The organism is Kitasatospora sp. NPDC088264, from assembly GCF_040685715.1.
In the GTDB taxonomy this organism is placed as follows: Bacteria; Actinomycetota; Actinomycetes; order Streptomycetales; family Streptomycetaceae; genus Kitasatospora.
This window is the reverse complement of the sequence record NZ_JBFBIR010000024.1, coordinates 84,440-96,913: the sequence shown is the minus strand read 5'-3', so window position 1 is coordinate 96,913 and position 12,474 is coordinate 84,440. Positions and strand designations below refer to the sequence as shown.

14 protein-coding genes are annotated in these 12,474 nt (G+C 73.2%); 8 read left to right on the top strand and 6 right to left on the bottom strand.

The window, feature by feature from the left end; translation table 11 throughout:
• Positions 1-24 precede the first annotated feature (24 nt).
• From AB0O82_RS20395 to AB0O82_RS20385, 3 genes are all read left to right on the top strand, one after another.
• Positions 25-390 (top strand): hypothetical protein, encoded by a 366-nt coding sequence (locus AB0O82_RS20395; RefSeq protein WP_363585387.1) that lies wholly within the window; start codon positions 25-27, stop codon positions 388-390.
• Positions 391-468: 78 nt separating this feature from the next.
• A complete protein-coding gene (locus AB0O82_RS20390; RefSeq protein ID WP_363585386.1) occupies positions 469-669 on the top strand; it encodes a hypothetical protein in 201 nt (66 codons plus the stop codon).
• 104 nt (positions 670-773) lie between these two features.
• Positions 774-1,178: a DUF3052 domain-containing protein gene (locus AB0O82_RS20385; protein WP_363585385.1), complete on the top strand. Its 405-nt coding sequence runs from the start codon at positions 774-776 to the stop codon at positions 1,176-1,178.
• A 54-nt stretch (positions 1,179-1,232) separates the two neighbouring features.
• Here AB0O82_RS20385 and AB0O82_RS20380 read toward each other — a convergent pair whose 3' ends face one another.
• Entirely contained in the window at positions 1,233-1,955 is a 723-nt protein-coding gene (locus AB0O82_RS20380) for a DsbA family oxidoreductase (protein ID WP_363585384.1), read from the bottom strand.
• 323 nt (positions 1,956-2,278) lie between these two features.
• On the bottom strand, positions 2,279-3,007 hold the full coding sequence (locus AB0O82_RS20375; protein ID WP_363585383.1) for a chitinase: 729 nt from the start codon (positions 3,005-3,007) through the stop codon (positions 2,279-2,281).
• A gap of 296 nt (positions 3,008-3,303) precedes the next feature.
• On the opposite strand from AB0O82_RS20375, the gene AB0O82_RS20370 reads away from it, so the two are divergent.
• The gene (locus AB0O82_RS20370; RefSeq protein ID WP_363585382.1) at positions 3,304-5,247 is read left to right on the top strand and encodes a hypothetical protein; all 1,944 of its coding nucleotides are present in this window, start codon (positions 3,304-3,306) and stop codon (positions 5,245-5,247) included.
• Positions 5,248-5,282: 35 nt separating this feature from the next.
• Here AB0O82_RS20370 and AB0O82_RS20365 read toward each other — a convergent pair whose 3' ends face one another.
• From AB0O82_RS20365 to AB0O82_RS20355, 3 genes are all read right to left on the bottom strand, one after another.
• Positions 5,283-5,540 carry a DUF6011 domain-containing protein gene (locus AB0O82_RS20365; RefSeq protein WP_363585381.1) on the bottom strand — a complete coding sequence of 86 codons (258 nt, stop codon included), beginning with the start codon at positions 5,538-5,540 and terminating at the stop codon, positions 5,283-5,285.
• 206 nt (positions 5,541-5,746) lie between these two features.
• On the bottom strand, positions 5,747-6,202 hold the full coding sequence (locus AB0O82_RS20360; RefSeq protein WP_363585380.1) for a hypothetical protein: 456 nt from the start codon (positions 6,200-6,202) through the stop codon (positions 5,747-5,749).
• 74 nt (positions 6,203-6,276) lie between these two features.
• On the bottom strand, positions 6,277-7,830 hold the full coding sequence (locus tag AB0O82_RS20355; protein ID WP_363585409.1) for an MFS transporter: 1,554 nt from the start codon (positions 7,828-7,830) through the stop codon (positions 6,277-6,279).
• Positions 7,831-8,092: 262 nt separating this feature from the next.
• Between AB0O82_RS20355 and AB0O82_RS20350 the strand changes: the two genes are divergently transcribed.
• Entirely contained in the window at positions 8,093-9,088 is a 996-nt protein-coding gene (locus AB0O82_RS20350; protein WP_363585379.1) for an AsnC family transcriptional regulator, read from the top strand.
• A gap of 84 nt (positions 9,089-9,172) precedes the next feature.
• Positions 9,173-9,940, top strand: a complete 768-nt coding sequence (locus AB0O82_RS20345) for a TetR/AcrR family transcriptional regulator (protein WP_363585378.1) — start codon at positions 9,173-9,175, stop codon at positions 9,938-9,940.
• Here AB0O82_RS20345 and AB0O82_RS20340 read toward each other — a convergent pair.
• Positions 9,927-10,268, bottom strand: coding sequence for a helix-turn-helix domain-containing protein (locus tag AB0O82_RS20340; RefSeq protein WP_350877776.1), 342 nt, complete (start codon positions 10,266-10,268; stop codon positions 9,927-9,929). The genes AB0O82_RS20345 and AB0O82_RS20340 overlap by 14 nt on opposite strands.
• Positions 10,269-10,473: 205 nt before the next feature.
• Here AB0O82_RS20340 and AB0O82_RS20335 point away from each other — a divergent pair, with 205 nt between their 5' ends.
• Positions 10,474-11,322 carry an SDR family oxidoreductase gene (locus tag AB0O82_RS20335; RefSeq protein ID WP_363585377.1) on the top strand — a complete coding sequence of 283 codons (849 nt, stop codon included), beginning with the start codon at positions 10,474-10,476 and terminating at the stop codon, positions 11,320-11,322.
• A 176-nt stretch (positions 11,323-11,498) separates the two neighbouring features.
• The gene (gene rarD, locus AB0O82_RS20330; protein WP_363585376.1) at positions 11,499-12,467 is read left to right on the top strand and encodes an EamA family transporter RarD; all 969 of its coding nucleotides are present in this window, start codon (positions 11,499-11,501) and stop codon (positions 12,465-12,467) included.
• Positions 12,468-12,474: the final 7 nt, after the last annotated feature.

Below are 12,474 nucleotides of genomic sequence, written 5' to 3'. Positions count from 1 at the left end.
AGCCCGACGAGGAGGACCCCTGACATGTCCGACCCCGCCCCGGAGCCCGACTTCGGCCCCAACCCCCTGGCCAACGCCCTCGCCGCGACCCACTACGCCGTCGCCGCCGCCTTCAACACCCTCGCCCCCGGCGCCGCCCAGCCCGTCCCCGACGACTTCGACTGGCGCGAACTCGAAGCCTTCATCTTCCACTTGGGCTTCGCCGCCGACGACTCCGACGCCGCTCTCAACCTCTACCGCCTGCTCACCGCCGTCCAGCGCATCGCCTACCGCGAGGCCGCCGGTCGCAACGCCGCCGGGCACCCCGCCCGCCTCAACCCCCACCTCAACCCCAGCCCGAGCCCTCGCTCGTCCTCGACCGCGTTCACCCGTGGGAGTGGTGCCGGGTGAATGCCACCGACCGCGCCCCGCGCGGCCCCTAGCGTGGGCAGCGCCAAGCGCCAGCCACCCCAGGGGAGGGGACCCGACGTGTCCGACGTCGCCGAATACCTGCTGCTCTACGTCGAGGGCGACGCGGTCGTGGCGCACGACGCCGACCTGCGCCCGCACACGTTCCCCCTCCCGCCCGGCGAGCTGGGCGCCACCATTGCCCGGGCCGACGCGGCCGGCGGTGCGCAACTCCTGTTGACCGTCAGCTCGTCCGTGGTCATCTCCTGCCGCAAGATCTGACGGATCGTCAATCTCCGGGCGTGTTCCGCGCCGACCGCCGTCCGTGTCTGGTTGGCTACCCGGATGCGAGGCGACAGGCGCCTCCAAGTCAAAGGAACACCGGCATGACGACAGAGCGCACCAACCCGGCGGCCCGGCTCGGGTTCGAGCCCGGGCAGGTCGTCCAGGAGATCGGCTACGACGAGGACGTCGACCAGGATCTCCGCGAGGGCATCGAGGTGCTGATCGGCCAGGACCTCGTCGACGAGGACTACGACGACGTGGCCGACACCGTCCTGCTCTGGTTCCGCGAGGACGACGGCGACCTCACCGACGCCCTGGTCGACGCCATCGGCCTCCTCGAAGAGGGCGGCATGATCTGGCTGCTCACCCCGAAGCCGGGCCGGGGCGGCTACATCGAGCCCAGCGACGTCAACGAGGCCGCCCAGACCGCCGGCCTCGCCTCGACCAAGGCCATCAGCGCCGCTGCGGACTGGACCGGCATCCGCCTCATCGCCCCCAAGCGCTGACACCCCCGGAGCAGGAAGTCGGCCCCGCCGACTTCCTGCTCCACGCCCTTCGCCTCACCGCTGCGGCAGCTCGCACCCGTCCGGCCCGCAGACCTCGCCGCTGCCCTCACCGCCGGCGCCGCCGACCAGCAGGGGCACCGCCACCCGGCTCTCCCAGGCCTGCTCCAGTGCCGCCGTGAACGTCTCGGCGGGCTGGGCGCCCGAGACCCCGAGCCGCCGGTCGAACACGAAGAACGGGACCCCGGTGGCGCCCATCGCGCCCGCCGTCGCCTCGTCCTCGCGTACCGCCTCCGCGTAGGCGTCCGGATCGGCCAGCACCGCCGCCGCGGCCTCGCCGTCCAGCCCCGCCTCGACGGCCAGGTCCACCAGTCGCCCTTCCGCGAACGCGGATCGCGCGTCGGCGAAGTTGGCCCGGTACAGCGCGTCCAGCAGCTGCCCCTGCCGCCCGTGGTCCTTGGCGAAGTGCAGCAGGCGGTGCATGTCGAAGGAGTTCGCCGCGTCGCGCCCCTCGCGGAGGTACGCCAGCCCCTCCCCGTGCGCGTTGTCCGCGATCCGCGCCTCCGCCGCTTCGGCCTGGTCCAGGCTGAGCCCGTACTTGGCGGCGATCAGCGGGACGACCGGCCGCGCCTCGGCCGGCGAGTGGGGGTCGAGTTCGAAGGAGCGGTGGACGACCTCCACGTCCCCGCGGTGGGGGAACCGCTCCAGGGCCTGCTCGAACCGGGCCTTGCCGATGTAGCACCACGGGCAGTTGATGTCGGTCCAGATCTCCACGCGCACGGCGTCGCTCCCGTCTCCAGCCGTGCGGGGCCTTCCCGCACCCGGCTCCGTGGTCAACGCCGACGACCACCTGAATATTTCTCGTGATGAAATATTCAGGTGCCCGACGGGACCGGCCTCACCGCAGCCGCGCCGTCGCGAGGTGGATCCTGAACCCGTACGGGAGGTGCCCGTCCGCCGAGCCCGACGCCGCCCGGGCCTCCGTGAGGAACGCCTCGTGCAGGACGGCGCAGGCTCCTCGTCGAGCGCTGGGATGCGCCGGTCTGCGGGGGGCCGTGAGCAGGAAGTCGGCCCGGTCGACTTCCCACGCACGGGGTCGCCGGTCAGCAGGAGATGTTGCCGCCGCCGACGTCGGTGCCGAGGACGCCGACGAACTTCTTGTAGAGGTTGATGCGGTCGTTGCGCTCGTCCGGGTTCTTGCCGTTGCACTCCAGGTCGCCGTTGATGCTGCGGATGGTCTCGCCGAAGCCCTTGCCGTTGACGATGGCGTCGTGCGCGGTCATCGTCCCGGCGCCCTTCTGGGTGTTCCAGAACCAGAGGCCGGTCTTCCAGGAGACGGCCGGGTCCTTCTCGGCCAGGTAGGGGTTGTTCAGCAGGTCGATGTGCAGGGCGTCGCCCGCGGCCTTGTAGTTGAAGTTCCAGCTGATCTGGAGCGGGCCGCGCCCGTAGTAGGCGCTCTTGCCGGCGGGACAGCCGTAGGGCTGCGAGGCGTCGCAGTAGTGGCTGTAGTTGGCGGTGTTCTGCTCGACGACGTACTTCAGGCCGCCGGTCTCGTGGCTGACGTTGGCGAGGAACGCCGCGGCCTCGCGCTTGCGGGTGGCGTCGTTGCCGGTGGTGGTGAACCCGGGGTAGGCGCTGAGGGCGTCGGTCAGGCCGCGGTAGGTGTAGAAGGAGTTCCGGCTCGGGAACATCTGGTTGAACTGGGCCTCGCTGACCACGAACGAGGCGGCGGCCGCTGGTGTGGCGTGCCCGGTGAGGGCGGTGGTGCCCAGGGCGACGGTGCTCAGGACGGCGGCCGAGGCGGCCATGGACAGGGTGCGGGAGAGCTTCATCGTCACTTCTCGCTTGTCGTCGGGGTGGGGGTGCTCCGGTGGGTGCACCGGGGGGTGCTTCGGGAGCGAAGCGTCGGGAGCGAAGCGTCGGGAACATCGTGGTGCGCCGATTCCGGGAAAAGGCGCCGACCAGCACCCAAACCACTCGTTCGGGGTGTATCCGACCTAGAGGTGAGCGCGATTCAGGCCAATTCCAGCTCGTCCGACACACCGGCAGATTGATCATCCGGTCATCAGATACGCGGGATAGCCTCGTCCGCGCACAAGGCAGACACCGCGAGCGGGGGGACGACCACATGGGGCACGCCGACGACGAGGGCGACGAGCGGCTGGCGGCGGAGGGCGAGGTGGCGGTGGCCCGGCTGGCCATCGACTCCGGAGACCTCCCGCACGCCGCCGACCACCTGGCCGACGCGATCCTCGCCGACCCCCAGCTGCCCGAACTGTACGAGGCGCTGGCCGAGTTGTGCGCCGCCGCCGGAGGACCGGCCGCCGCCCGCGACCTGTTCCCGCTGGACGGCCAGGTCTACCTGGGCACCGTCGCCTGCCGGGCCCACGTCGAGGCCGCCGCCGGGGACTGGGACACCGCCGTCGGCCTGCTCGCCTCCGCGATCCAGTACGAGCCCGCGAGACCCTGGGCGCACACCGCCTGGCTCGCCCGCGAGGACCTGCCCGCCCTCGTCGACCCGGACGCCGTCGCCCAGGCGGTGGCCCGGGCCGCCGGCGGACTGCCCGACCCGCTGCCCGCCGAACTCGCCGAAGCCGTCCAGCCGTTCGAGGACTTCGTCCAGTCCGTGGTGGCCCGCCACGGCGACCACGCCTTGCTGCTCGCGATGGCCTCCGGCCTCACCCGCCGCCTCGGCGCCACCGACCGCGCCGTCGAACTCGCCGAACTGGCCCACCTGCTGGCCCCCGGCTACCTGCCGTCCGTGATGCTCGGCAACGCCCTGCGCGCGCACGGCCGGCCGGAACGGGCGCTCGCCGTCTGGGAGGCCGAACTGGCCCGGGTCGAACCGGAGCGGGACAACTCCAGCAGCTACCTCGCCGTCGACGTCGCCGAGTTGTACGGCGCCCTCGGCCGCCCCGCCGACGGCCTGCCCTGGCTGGACCGCGTGCTCGCCACCGAACCCGACCACCCCAAGGCGGCCCCCGCCCGGTACGGCCTGCGGCACGCCGCCGACGGCGACCCCGCCCACCTGCTCGCCCTGGCCGACCACCACCGCGCCCACCCGGACCACGAGTACGCCCAGGACCTGCTGGAACGGCTCAGCCACCGGGAACCCTGGCTCGGCATGGTCTCCGGCGCCACCGAGGCGACCGTCAACGTGCTGCACCAGCTGCTCGCCGCCCCCGGCACCACCCGCGACAGCGAGATCGAGTGCAGCGCCTCCGCCGTGGAACCGCCCAGCTCCCTGCTGGCCGTCCGCCTCGCCCTGCCGCGCGCCACCGTCGACTACCGGTCCGTCGCCGAGCCCGACCCCCGGCTCCCGCTGGCCGAACCGGCCACCCGGATCTGGGCCTGGGACGGGACCGACCCGCGCCCGGCCGTCGCCCCGCCCGCACCGGACAGCGCCGAACTCGTCCGGGCCACCGCCGAGATCGTCTGGGCGACCGTCCCCGCCGCCTACGACCACGCCGTCCGGCTGGCCGGGCTGCCGCTCGACGACCTGCTCGGCGCGCTCGTCCACCCGCCGATGCCCCGGGAGGACGACCTCGGCCGGGCCCTGCTCGCCCACCAGCCCGAACTGTGGGTGCGGGCCGTCCAGGTCTTCGCCTGCCTCGGCATCGCCCACCACCGCACCGACCAGCCGTGGGAGGACTCCGACCGCCGCCGCGTGCTGGTCGACCTGCTGCTCGGGCCCGAGGACTGGGTGGTCGAGGCGGCCGGCTTCGCCCTCGTCGCGATCGGCTGGACGCACCCCGAGACCCGCGCCGACATCGCCGACCGGCTCCGGCAGCGGCTGCACTACAGCGCCCGGGCCCGCCGCACCCGCGTGGTGACCGTCCTGCGCTCGCTCGCCGCGCTGGCGCTCACCGCGCCCTGGCTGCCCCGGGCCGACCTCGACCTGGCCCGGCGGCTGATCGAGCGGGCCGAGGCCCAGGAGGCCAGGGAAGCCCGGGAAGCCGGGGAAGCCGGGGAAGTCGGGGAAGTCGGGGAAGCCCAGCAGGCCGAGGTGGCGCCCCAGGAGCAACCGGAACCCCGCCCCGGCCTCCTGCGCCGCCTCTTCCGGCGCGCCTGACGGGCGCTACAACAGAGGTCGGCGGGCTACGCCCGTCACCCGATGCCCGGCAGCGGATCCTGGTCGACGTCGAAGCGCGCGACCCGCTCCGCCGGATCGCGGCACTCCGGGCCGAGCCGCAGGATCCGCGACTCCGGGTCGTGCAGCGGGCGATGGCAGCGGCGGCAGGTGACGCGGGGCCGGATGGCCTCGGGAGTGTCGGTGCCCGGGATCGGGTCCGGGCCGCCACCGGTCGAGCCGCCGCCACTCGGGCCGTTGCTGGTCGGGCCGTTGCTGGTCGGGACGCTGGTCATGGGGAGACGGTAGCCCGGCCTCGGGGAACACCGGTACAGCGGTTGGCGCCGAGCTTGATCATGGTCGGCTAGGACCTCTCTTTCGGATCTTGTCGAATCAGCGCGGCATCGGGCGGCCGGGAAGACCGGAGTGAGCACGCCTGAACGTCTGCGTGGAACGGGAGAGGAGCCGGCGTCGACTGGCTGATCGGCTTCTGGACGCGGGGTCAGCCGTGGTACTCAAAGTCCTCGATGCAGAAGCAGGCCGCGCTGACCGAGGTGTCCCCTGCCCGCTCCGCCCGTGCCCACACCTGAGAGTCGCCCGGGCTGATGTCCCCGCCGCAACCCATGCGCAGGTCCAGGCCGCGGTCCTGGATGTAGCGGATGATGTCCGCCTCGACGGCGGAGGGCTTGCGGCCGATCAGTTCGATGCCGTAGAGGGACACTAGGGGGCCGCTGCGCCCGTGGACGCTCACCCGGACCAGCACGGAACCCCTGCCCGCCTGCGACGCGTAGAAGTAGTGCGCGCTCGCCCCAGCCCGGGCGTAGTACTCCTTGCTCACGTGCCACTCCTCGGGAGTGCCCTGGTCCTCCCAAGGGCTGCCCACCGGGAAGGGGTGGCGGCCCCAGCCCTCGGCCGGCACCTCGCCGTCCAGGGCGGCCGACACCTGCTGCGGACTCATCCCGAAGCGCAGCGGACCGACTCCCTCCAGCGGGGTGCAGTACCACCGCTGTCGGTCCCCCTGCTTCCTGTTCCTCAGGCTGGCTGCGCCGCAACCGGGACCGCGGCCTGCTCCGCTTCCGGCACTGGCCGTCCCGGACCCGCCGCCCTCGGTGCCGCGCTCGACGGGCTCTTCAGCAGCAGGGCGCAGGCCAGCGCGGCCAGCAGGGCGAGGCCGGCGGAGACCAGCAGGCACAGCCGCATGCCGTCCAGGAAGGAGTTGCTCAGCGCGGTCAGGGCCTGTCCCGTGGCGGGGCCGAGGTCGAGTCCGGCGACGGCGCCCAGGCCGTGTTCGCGGGCGGAGTCCAGGACACGCGCGCCGGTCTGGGCCGGGACGCCGGCGTTCGCGAGCTGTGCGGGCAGGGCGTTCAGGGCACGGGTGGTGAGCAGCGCCCCGAGGACGGCGGGGCCGAGCGCGGCGCCGACCTGGCGGATCGCGTTGTTGCCGGCCGCGGCCATCCCGGCCAGGTGGAAGGGAACGGCGGAGACTGCGGAGGCGGTCATCGGGGTGAGCACCGCGCCCATGCCGAGTCCGAGCAGCACCAGTCGCCAGGTCAGCGCCGCGTAGGAGGTGTGGGCGTCGACGCCGGTCATGGCGAACATCGCGGCGGCGACCAGCGCCAGCCCGGAGGTGATCAGCACCCTCGGCGGGATCCGGTGCATCAGCCGTCCGACAGGGAGGCCGGCCACCAGCGAGGTGCCGGACACCAGCACCATCCGCAGTGCCGCCTGCATGGTGCTCAGGTGCTGGACCAGGCCGAAGTACAGGCTGAGCACGAAGAAGAAGCCGATCAGGCCGAGGAAGCTGACCACGGCCACCAGTGCGGTGGCGGTGAACGCGGGGCTGCGGAACAGCGCCAGGTCCAGCATCGGGCTGGTACTGCGGAGTTCCACCAGGACGAAGGCTCCGGCGGCGACCGCGCCGAGCGTCAGCGCGGTGATCACAGCGGGTTCGTCGAAGCCGTCCGCGCCGCCCTCGATGACGCCGTAGACCAGTGCGGTGACGGCGGTGGCGGCGGTGATCTGGCCGGGCCAGTCGAGCCGGCGGCCGTGCGGGGCGCGCGAGTCGGGCAGCCGGAACGCGGCGACGGCCAGCAGGGCCACGGAGAGCGGTATCGGCAGCAGGAAGATCCAGCGCCAGGTGGTGTGCTCCAGCAGGGCGCCGCCGATCAGCGGGCCGACGGCGAGCGGGGCCGTCAGGCTCATCGCCCAGAAGCCGATGAACTTGCCCCGCTCACGGTGGTCGGGCACGGCATGGCTGATCAGTGTGAGTGTGGTGGGCAGCAGAGCGGCGGCGCCGATGCCGGAGACCGCCTGCCCGACCCACAGTGCCTGCACCGAGCTGGACAGCAGCGAGATCGCGGCGCCCAGCGCACAGAAGACCATGCCGGTCTGGAAGACCTTCTTGCGGCCGTGGACATCGCCCCAGACGCCGGTGGTCAGGATCAGCGCGGCCATCGGCAGCACGAACGCGTCCGACACCCAGGACAGTTCGGAGGTCGACGTGCCCAGCGCGCGCTGGATCGCCGGCAGGCTCACCGACACGGTGGTGACGGGCAGGTAGGCGACGAAGACACCCAGGCAGGCCATGACGAGCGTGGCGGCCCGTCCGGCCCTGAGGTCCGGCGTCGTTGTGGAGTTCACGGGGTCGTTCCTTCGGCTGCTGCGGGGGAGGCCCCGCATTCTCGGAGCGCCGCCGGGAGCGTGCGCCCGCTCCCGGGGGCGACGGCCGATGGCAGCCGCCCGTGGAGCCGCCGATCAGCTTCTCCCCGAAGCACCCGAAACCCGCAGTCGATCCCAAGAAGCCTCCCGGAACCTCCGCCTGAGCGCCTGGCGATGGGACCATTCCTCCATGGCTGATGATCTGGACCGCAAAATCATCCACGGTTTGCAGTGCGCGCCCCGGGTCTCGTTCCGGCGGCTCGGGGAGGTCATCGGCGTGTCCGAACAGACTGTGGCGCGCCGCTACGCCGCCCTGCGGCGGGACGGCCTGCTGCGCGTCGTCGGACTGGGCAACCTGAACGCCGACGGCCAGGCGGAGTGGATCGCCCGGCTGCGCTGCCGACCTGATGCGGTGGCACCGCTGGCCCAGTCACTGGCCCGCCGGTCCGAGGTGGCGTACGTCGGCATCGCCTCCGGCGGCTCGGAGATCATCTGCATCATCCGGTCCCCCGCCGGAACCGACCATGACGACCTGCTGCTGCGCCAGCTGCCGCGAGCGGGCGCGGTCCTGGACGTGAACGTCGACCTGGTCGTGCGTATCTACGGCGGTCCCGGAACCGCGCCCTGGACCGACCCCGACGCCTCGCTCACCCCCGAACAGGTGCGGCGGCTGACCTCCGGCCACCCCACCCCGGCAGTGGCCTCGTCGACGCCCCTGGGTGAACAGGACCTGCCGCTGCTGCGCGCGCTCGCCGAGGACGGCCGGGCCACCCATACCCACCTGGCCAAGGTCACCGGCTGGTCCAAGCCCCGGGTCGCCCGTCGCCTGGAGGCACTGGAGGCAGCAGGCTCGCTCACGTACGACGTCGACACCCTGGCCGAGCGCCTCGGCTACCGGCTCAACGCCACCCTGTGGCTGCAGGTCGACCTACCGCGGCTGCACCAGGTCGGCGAGGAGGTCGGCGGCCACCACGAGTGCGCGTTCGTCGCCGCGATCAGCGGACGCCACAACCTGATGGCCGTGGTCGCCTGCCGGGACACCCCCGACTTCTACCGTTACCTCACCGGCCGCCTGGCCCACGTCGAGGGCATCCGCGGCTACGAGATCAGCGTCCGGGTGAACCGGCTCAAGCAGTCCGCCTCGCTCATCCACCACGGGCGGCTGATCCACCCGGCGCTCGTATGACGCCGGCACCGGGCTGCCGAACCGCCGAGCGACCGCCCCCGTCGCTCCGTCGAGCTGTCGGCGGGGCCGTGAAAAGATCCCCCCATGGCCACGGACCGCAGCAGCGCAGGAGATCCGGCGCGCACCCTCGCCCTGCTCTGGGGGCTGACCGCCGAGGAGAAGCCCGGCCGGCGCGGCCCGCGGCAGGCCCGGTCGACCGGCGAGATCGCCGCCGTGGCCATCGCCCTGGCCGACGCCGAGGGCGTGGACGCCGTCACCATGCGCCGGGTGGCGCAGGAGCTGGGGCTGTCCCCGATGGCGCTGTACACCTACGTCCCCGGCAAGGCCGAACTGCTCGACCTGATGCTGGACACCGTCTACGCGACGACGCCGCGCAGCACCCCCGCCGACGACGGCTGGCGGGCCAGGGTGACCGCCGTCGCCGACGACAACCGGGCGCTGCACCGAGCCCACCCGTGGGTCTCGGCGGTCTCCACCAGCCGCCCGCCGCTCGGCCCGGGCCTGATGGCCAAGTACGAGTACGAGCTGCGCGCCTTCGAGGGCACCGGCCTGCCCGACGTCGAACTGGACGCGGCGCTCACCCACCTGCTGGGCTTCGTCCAGACCTGCGCCCGGATGGCCGCCGACGAGCGCGCCGCCCGGCAGGACAGCGCGATGACCGACGCGCAGTGGTGGGCCGCCAACGCCGAGCTGCTCGCCAAGGTCTTCGACGCCGAGCGCTACCCGGTCGCGGCCCGGGTGGGCGCCGCCGCCGGCGAGGCCCACGGCGGCGCGTACGACCCGGACCACGCGTACGCCTTCGGCCTGGCCCGCGTGCTGGACGGGCTGGCGGCCCTGATCAGCGAACGCTAGGCCGGGCGTCGTACTCCGCGCGGGCGGCCTCGACGGCGGGGACCCGCTGCTCGGACCAGTGCGCGAGGGCGGCGACCAGTTCGGCGGCCTCCCGGCCGAGCGGGGTGAGGCTGTAGTCGACCCGGGGCGGGATCACCGGGTGGGCCTCGCGGTGCACGAAGCCGTCGCGTTCCAGCGTCTGCAGGGTCTGCGCGAGCATCTTCTCGCTGACGCCGGAGACCCGTCGGCGCAGTTCGCTGAAGCGGTAGCCGCGCTCGCGCAGCGCGCCGAGCACGAGGACGCCCCAGCGGCTGGTGACGTGCTCCAGCACGCCCCGGGACGGGCACATGCGGTCGAACACGTCCGCCGGCGGCAGCTCGCGCACCGGGACGGCCGGGCGGCCTTCCTCCAGGGTCTTCATGACTGTCCTGCCATTACCTTCATGTCAGTACCGTACTTTGAAGTGCGTACTTTCGAAAGGTTAGTGCAGTCCCTAGGGTGAGTTTCGAGGCGGGAACCCCGTCGAGGCAGAAACCCACCCAAGGAGCATCCCCATGTACGTCGTCACCGGTGCCACCGGCCAGCTCGGCCGTCTCGTCGTCGAGGGCCTGCTGGCCGCGGTCCCCGCGAGCGAGGTGGCGGTCGCCGTCCGCTCCGCCGAGAAGGCGGCCGACCTGGCCGCGCGCGGGGTGGCCGTCCGCGTGGTCGACTACGACGACCCGGCGTCCCTGGCCGGCGCCTTCGCGGCCGGTGACCGGGTGCTGCTGATCTCGGGCAGCGAGGTCGGCCGGCGGATCCCGCAGCACCGCGCGGTGGTCGACGCGGCCCGTGCGGCCGGCGTCGCGCTGTTCGCCTACACGAGCGCGCCGGGCGCGGCGACCTTCCGGCTGGCCGACGAGCACAAGGCGACGGAGGAGCTGATCCGCGCATCCGGCCTGCCGTCCGTCCTGCTGCGCAACGGCTGGTACACCGAGAACTACCTGGGCGACGCGGCCGGCACGGTGGCGCGCGGCGTGGTGCTCGGCAGCGCCGGGGACGGCCGGGTGGCCACCGCCCCGCGCAAGGACTACGCGGACGCGGCGGTCGCCGTGCTCCTCGGCGAGGGCCACGAGGGCCGGGTGTACGAGCTGAGCGGCGACGCCGCGTGGAGCCTGGCGGAGCTGGCGGCCGAGCTGGCGCTGGTCTCCGGGCAGCCGGTCGCGCACCAGGACGTGGCACCGGCGGAGCACCTCGCGGCGTTGGTCGGCGCGGGCCTGCCTGAGGGCTTCGCCGAGGTGCTGGTGGACGTGGACGCGGGCATCGCCCGTGGCGAGCTGGCCGGCACCCCGGGCGACCTGGCCCGGCTGATCGGCCGCCCGACCGTCCCGCTGGCCGAGTCGGTGCGCGCCGCGCTCCGGGCCTGAGGCGCTCCAGGCCTGAGGCGCTCCGGGCCTCAGGTCCTCCCGCACTCCGGACCCGCCGTGGGCCCGCGTTTCCCGAGGTCAGCGATGTCATGACCAAAATGCGGAAACGGAGATGACAGCCTGCCCCTCCGCCCGCTACCGTCACCTCGACACACGCGCGCGGAGGGCAGGCGGCCATGCCAGAGACAACCCAGCAGGACAGCGGCCGAGGCCTCTGGTACGGCGTCGCGGCCTACGGCATCTGGGGCCTCTTCCCCCTGTTCTGGCCACTGCTGGAGCCCGGCGCCGCCGACGACATCCTGGCCAACCGGATGGTCTGGTCCCTGGTCGCCGTGGTGCTGCTGCTGATCGCCCAGCGGCACTGGAGCTGGATACGCCCGCTGCTGCGCCAGCCCCGCCGGCTCGCCATGCTGGCCGGCGCGGCCACGGTGATCTCGATCAACTGGGGCGTCTACATCTGGGGCGTCAACGCCGGGCACGTCGTCGAGACCAGCCTCGGCTACTTCATCAACCCGCTGGTCACCATCGGCTTCGGCGTCCTGGTGCTCAAGGAGCGGCTGCGGACGGCGCAGTGGGCGGCGGTCGGTGTCGGCGCGGCCGCCGTCGCGGTGCTCAGCGTCGCGTACGGGCGGCTGCCGTGGATCGCGCTCACCCTGGCGCTCTCCTTCGCCACGTACGGGCTGCTGAAGAAGAAGGTCGGGCTGAGCGGCCTGGAGAGCCTGGCGGCGGAGAGCGCCTTCATGTTCCCGTTCGCGCTCGGCTACCTGGTCTACCTGGAGGTCAGCGGGCGCGGCACCTTCGGCCACACGGTGGCCGGCTCGTACGGCTGGGGGCACTCCGGGCTGCTGCTGCTCAGCGGCGTGATCACGGCGATCCCGCTGCTGTTCTTCGGCGCGGCGGCCGTGCGGGTGCCGCTGACCGTGCTCGGGCTGCTCCAGTACCTGGCGCCGGTGTTCCAGTTCCTGATCGGCGTGGCGGTGTTCCACGAGTCGATGCCGCCCGCCCGCTGGGCCGGCTTCGGCCTGGTCTGGCTGGCGCTCGCGGTGCTCACCTGGGACGCGCTGCGCCAGGTACGGGCCGACCGCGCGGGGCGGGCCGCGGCTGTGCCGCAGCCCGCCCCCGCCGAGGCGGCGGTCAGGCGCTGATCCGCCC

Bases quoted from the DNA above. Each gene is read 5' to 3' on its own strand.
- AB0O82_RS20370 (WP_363585382.1), top strand. From the start codon at position 3,304: ATGGGGCACGCCGACGACGAGGGCGACGAGCGGCTGGCGGCGGAGGGC.
- AB0O82_RS20375 (WP_363585383.1), bottom strand. From the start codon at position 3,007: ATGAAGCTCTCCCGCACCCTGTCCATGGCCGCCTCGGCCGCCGTCCTG.
- AB0O82_RS20395 (WP_363585387.1), top strand. From the start codon at position 25: ATGTCCGACCCCGCCCCGGAGCCCGACTTCGGCCCCAACCCCCTGGCC.
- AB0O82_RS20365 (WP_363585381.1), bottom strand. From the start codon at position 5,540: ATGACCAGCGTCCCGACCAGCAACGGCCCGACCAGCAACGGCCCGAGT.
- rarD (WP_363585376.1), top strand. From the start codon at position 11,499: ATGCCAGAGACAACCCAGCAGGACAGCGGCCGAGGCCTCTGGTACGGC.
- AB0O82_RS20350 (WP_363585379.1), top strand. From the start codon at position 8,093: ATGGCTGATGATCTGGACCGCAAAATCATCCACGGTTTGCAGTGCGCG.
- AB0O82_RS20345 (WP_363585378.1), top strand. From the start codon at position 9,173: ATGGCCACGGACCGCAGCAGCGCAGGAGATCCGGCGCGCACCCTCGCC.
- AB0O82_RS20335 (WP_363585377.1), top strand. From the start codon at position 10,474: ATGTACGTCGTCACCGGTGCCACCGGCCAGCTCGGCCGTCTCGTCGTC.
- AB0O82_RS20340 (WP_350877776.1), bottom strand. From the start codon at position 10,268: ATGTGCCCGTCCCGGGGCGTGCTGGAGCACGTCACCAGCCGCTGGGGC.
- AB0O82_RS20385 (WP_363585385.1), top strand. From the start codon at position 774: ATGACGACAGAGCGCACCAACCCGGCGGCCCGGCTCGGGTTCGAGCCC.
- AB0O82_RS20360 (WP_363585380.1), bottom strand. From the start codon at position 6,202: ATGAGTCCGCAGCAGGTGTCGGCCGCCCTGGACGGCGAGGTGCCGGCC.
- AB0O82_RS20355 (WP_363585409.1), bottom strand. From the start codon at position 7,830: ATGGCCTGCCTGGGTGTCTTCGTCGCCTACCTGCCCGTCACCACCGTG.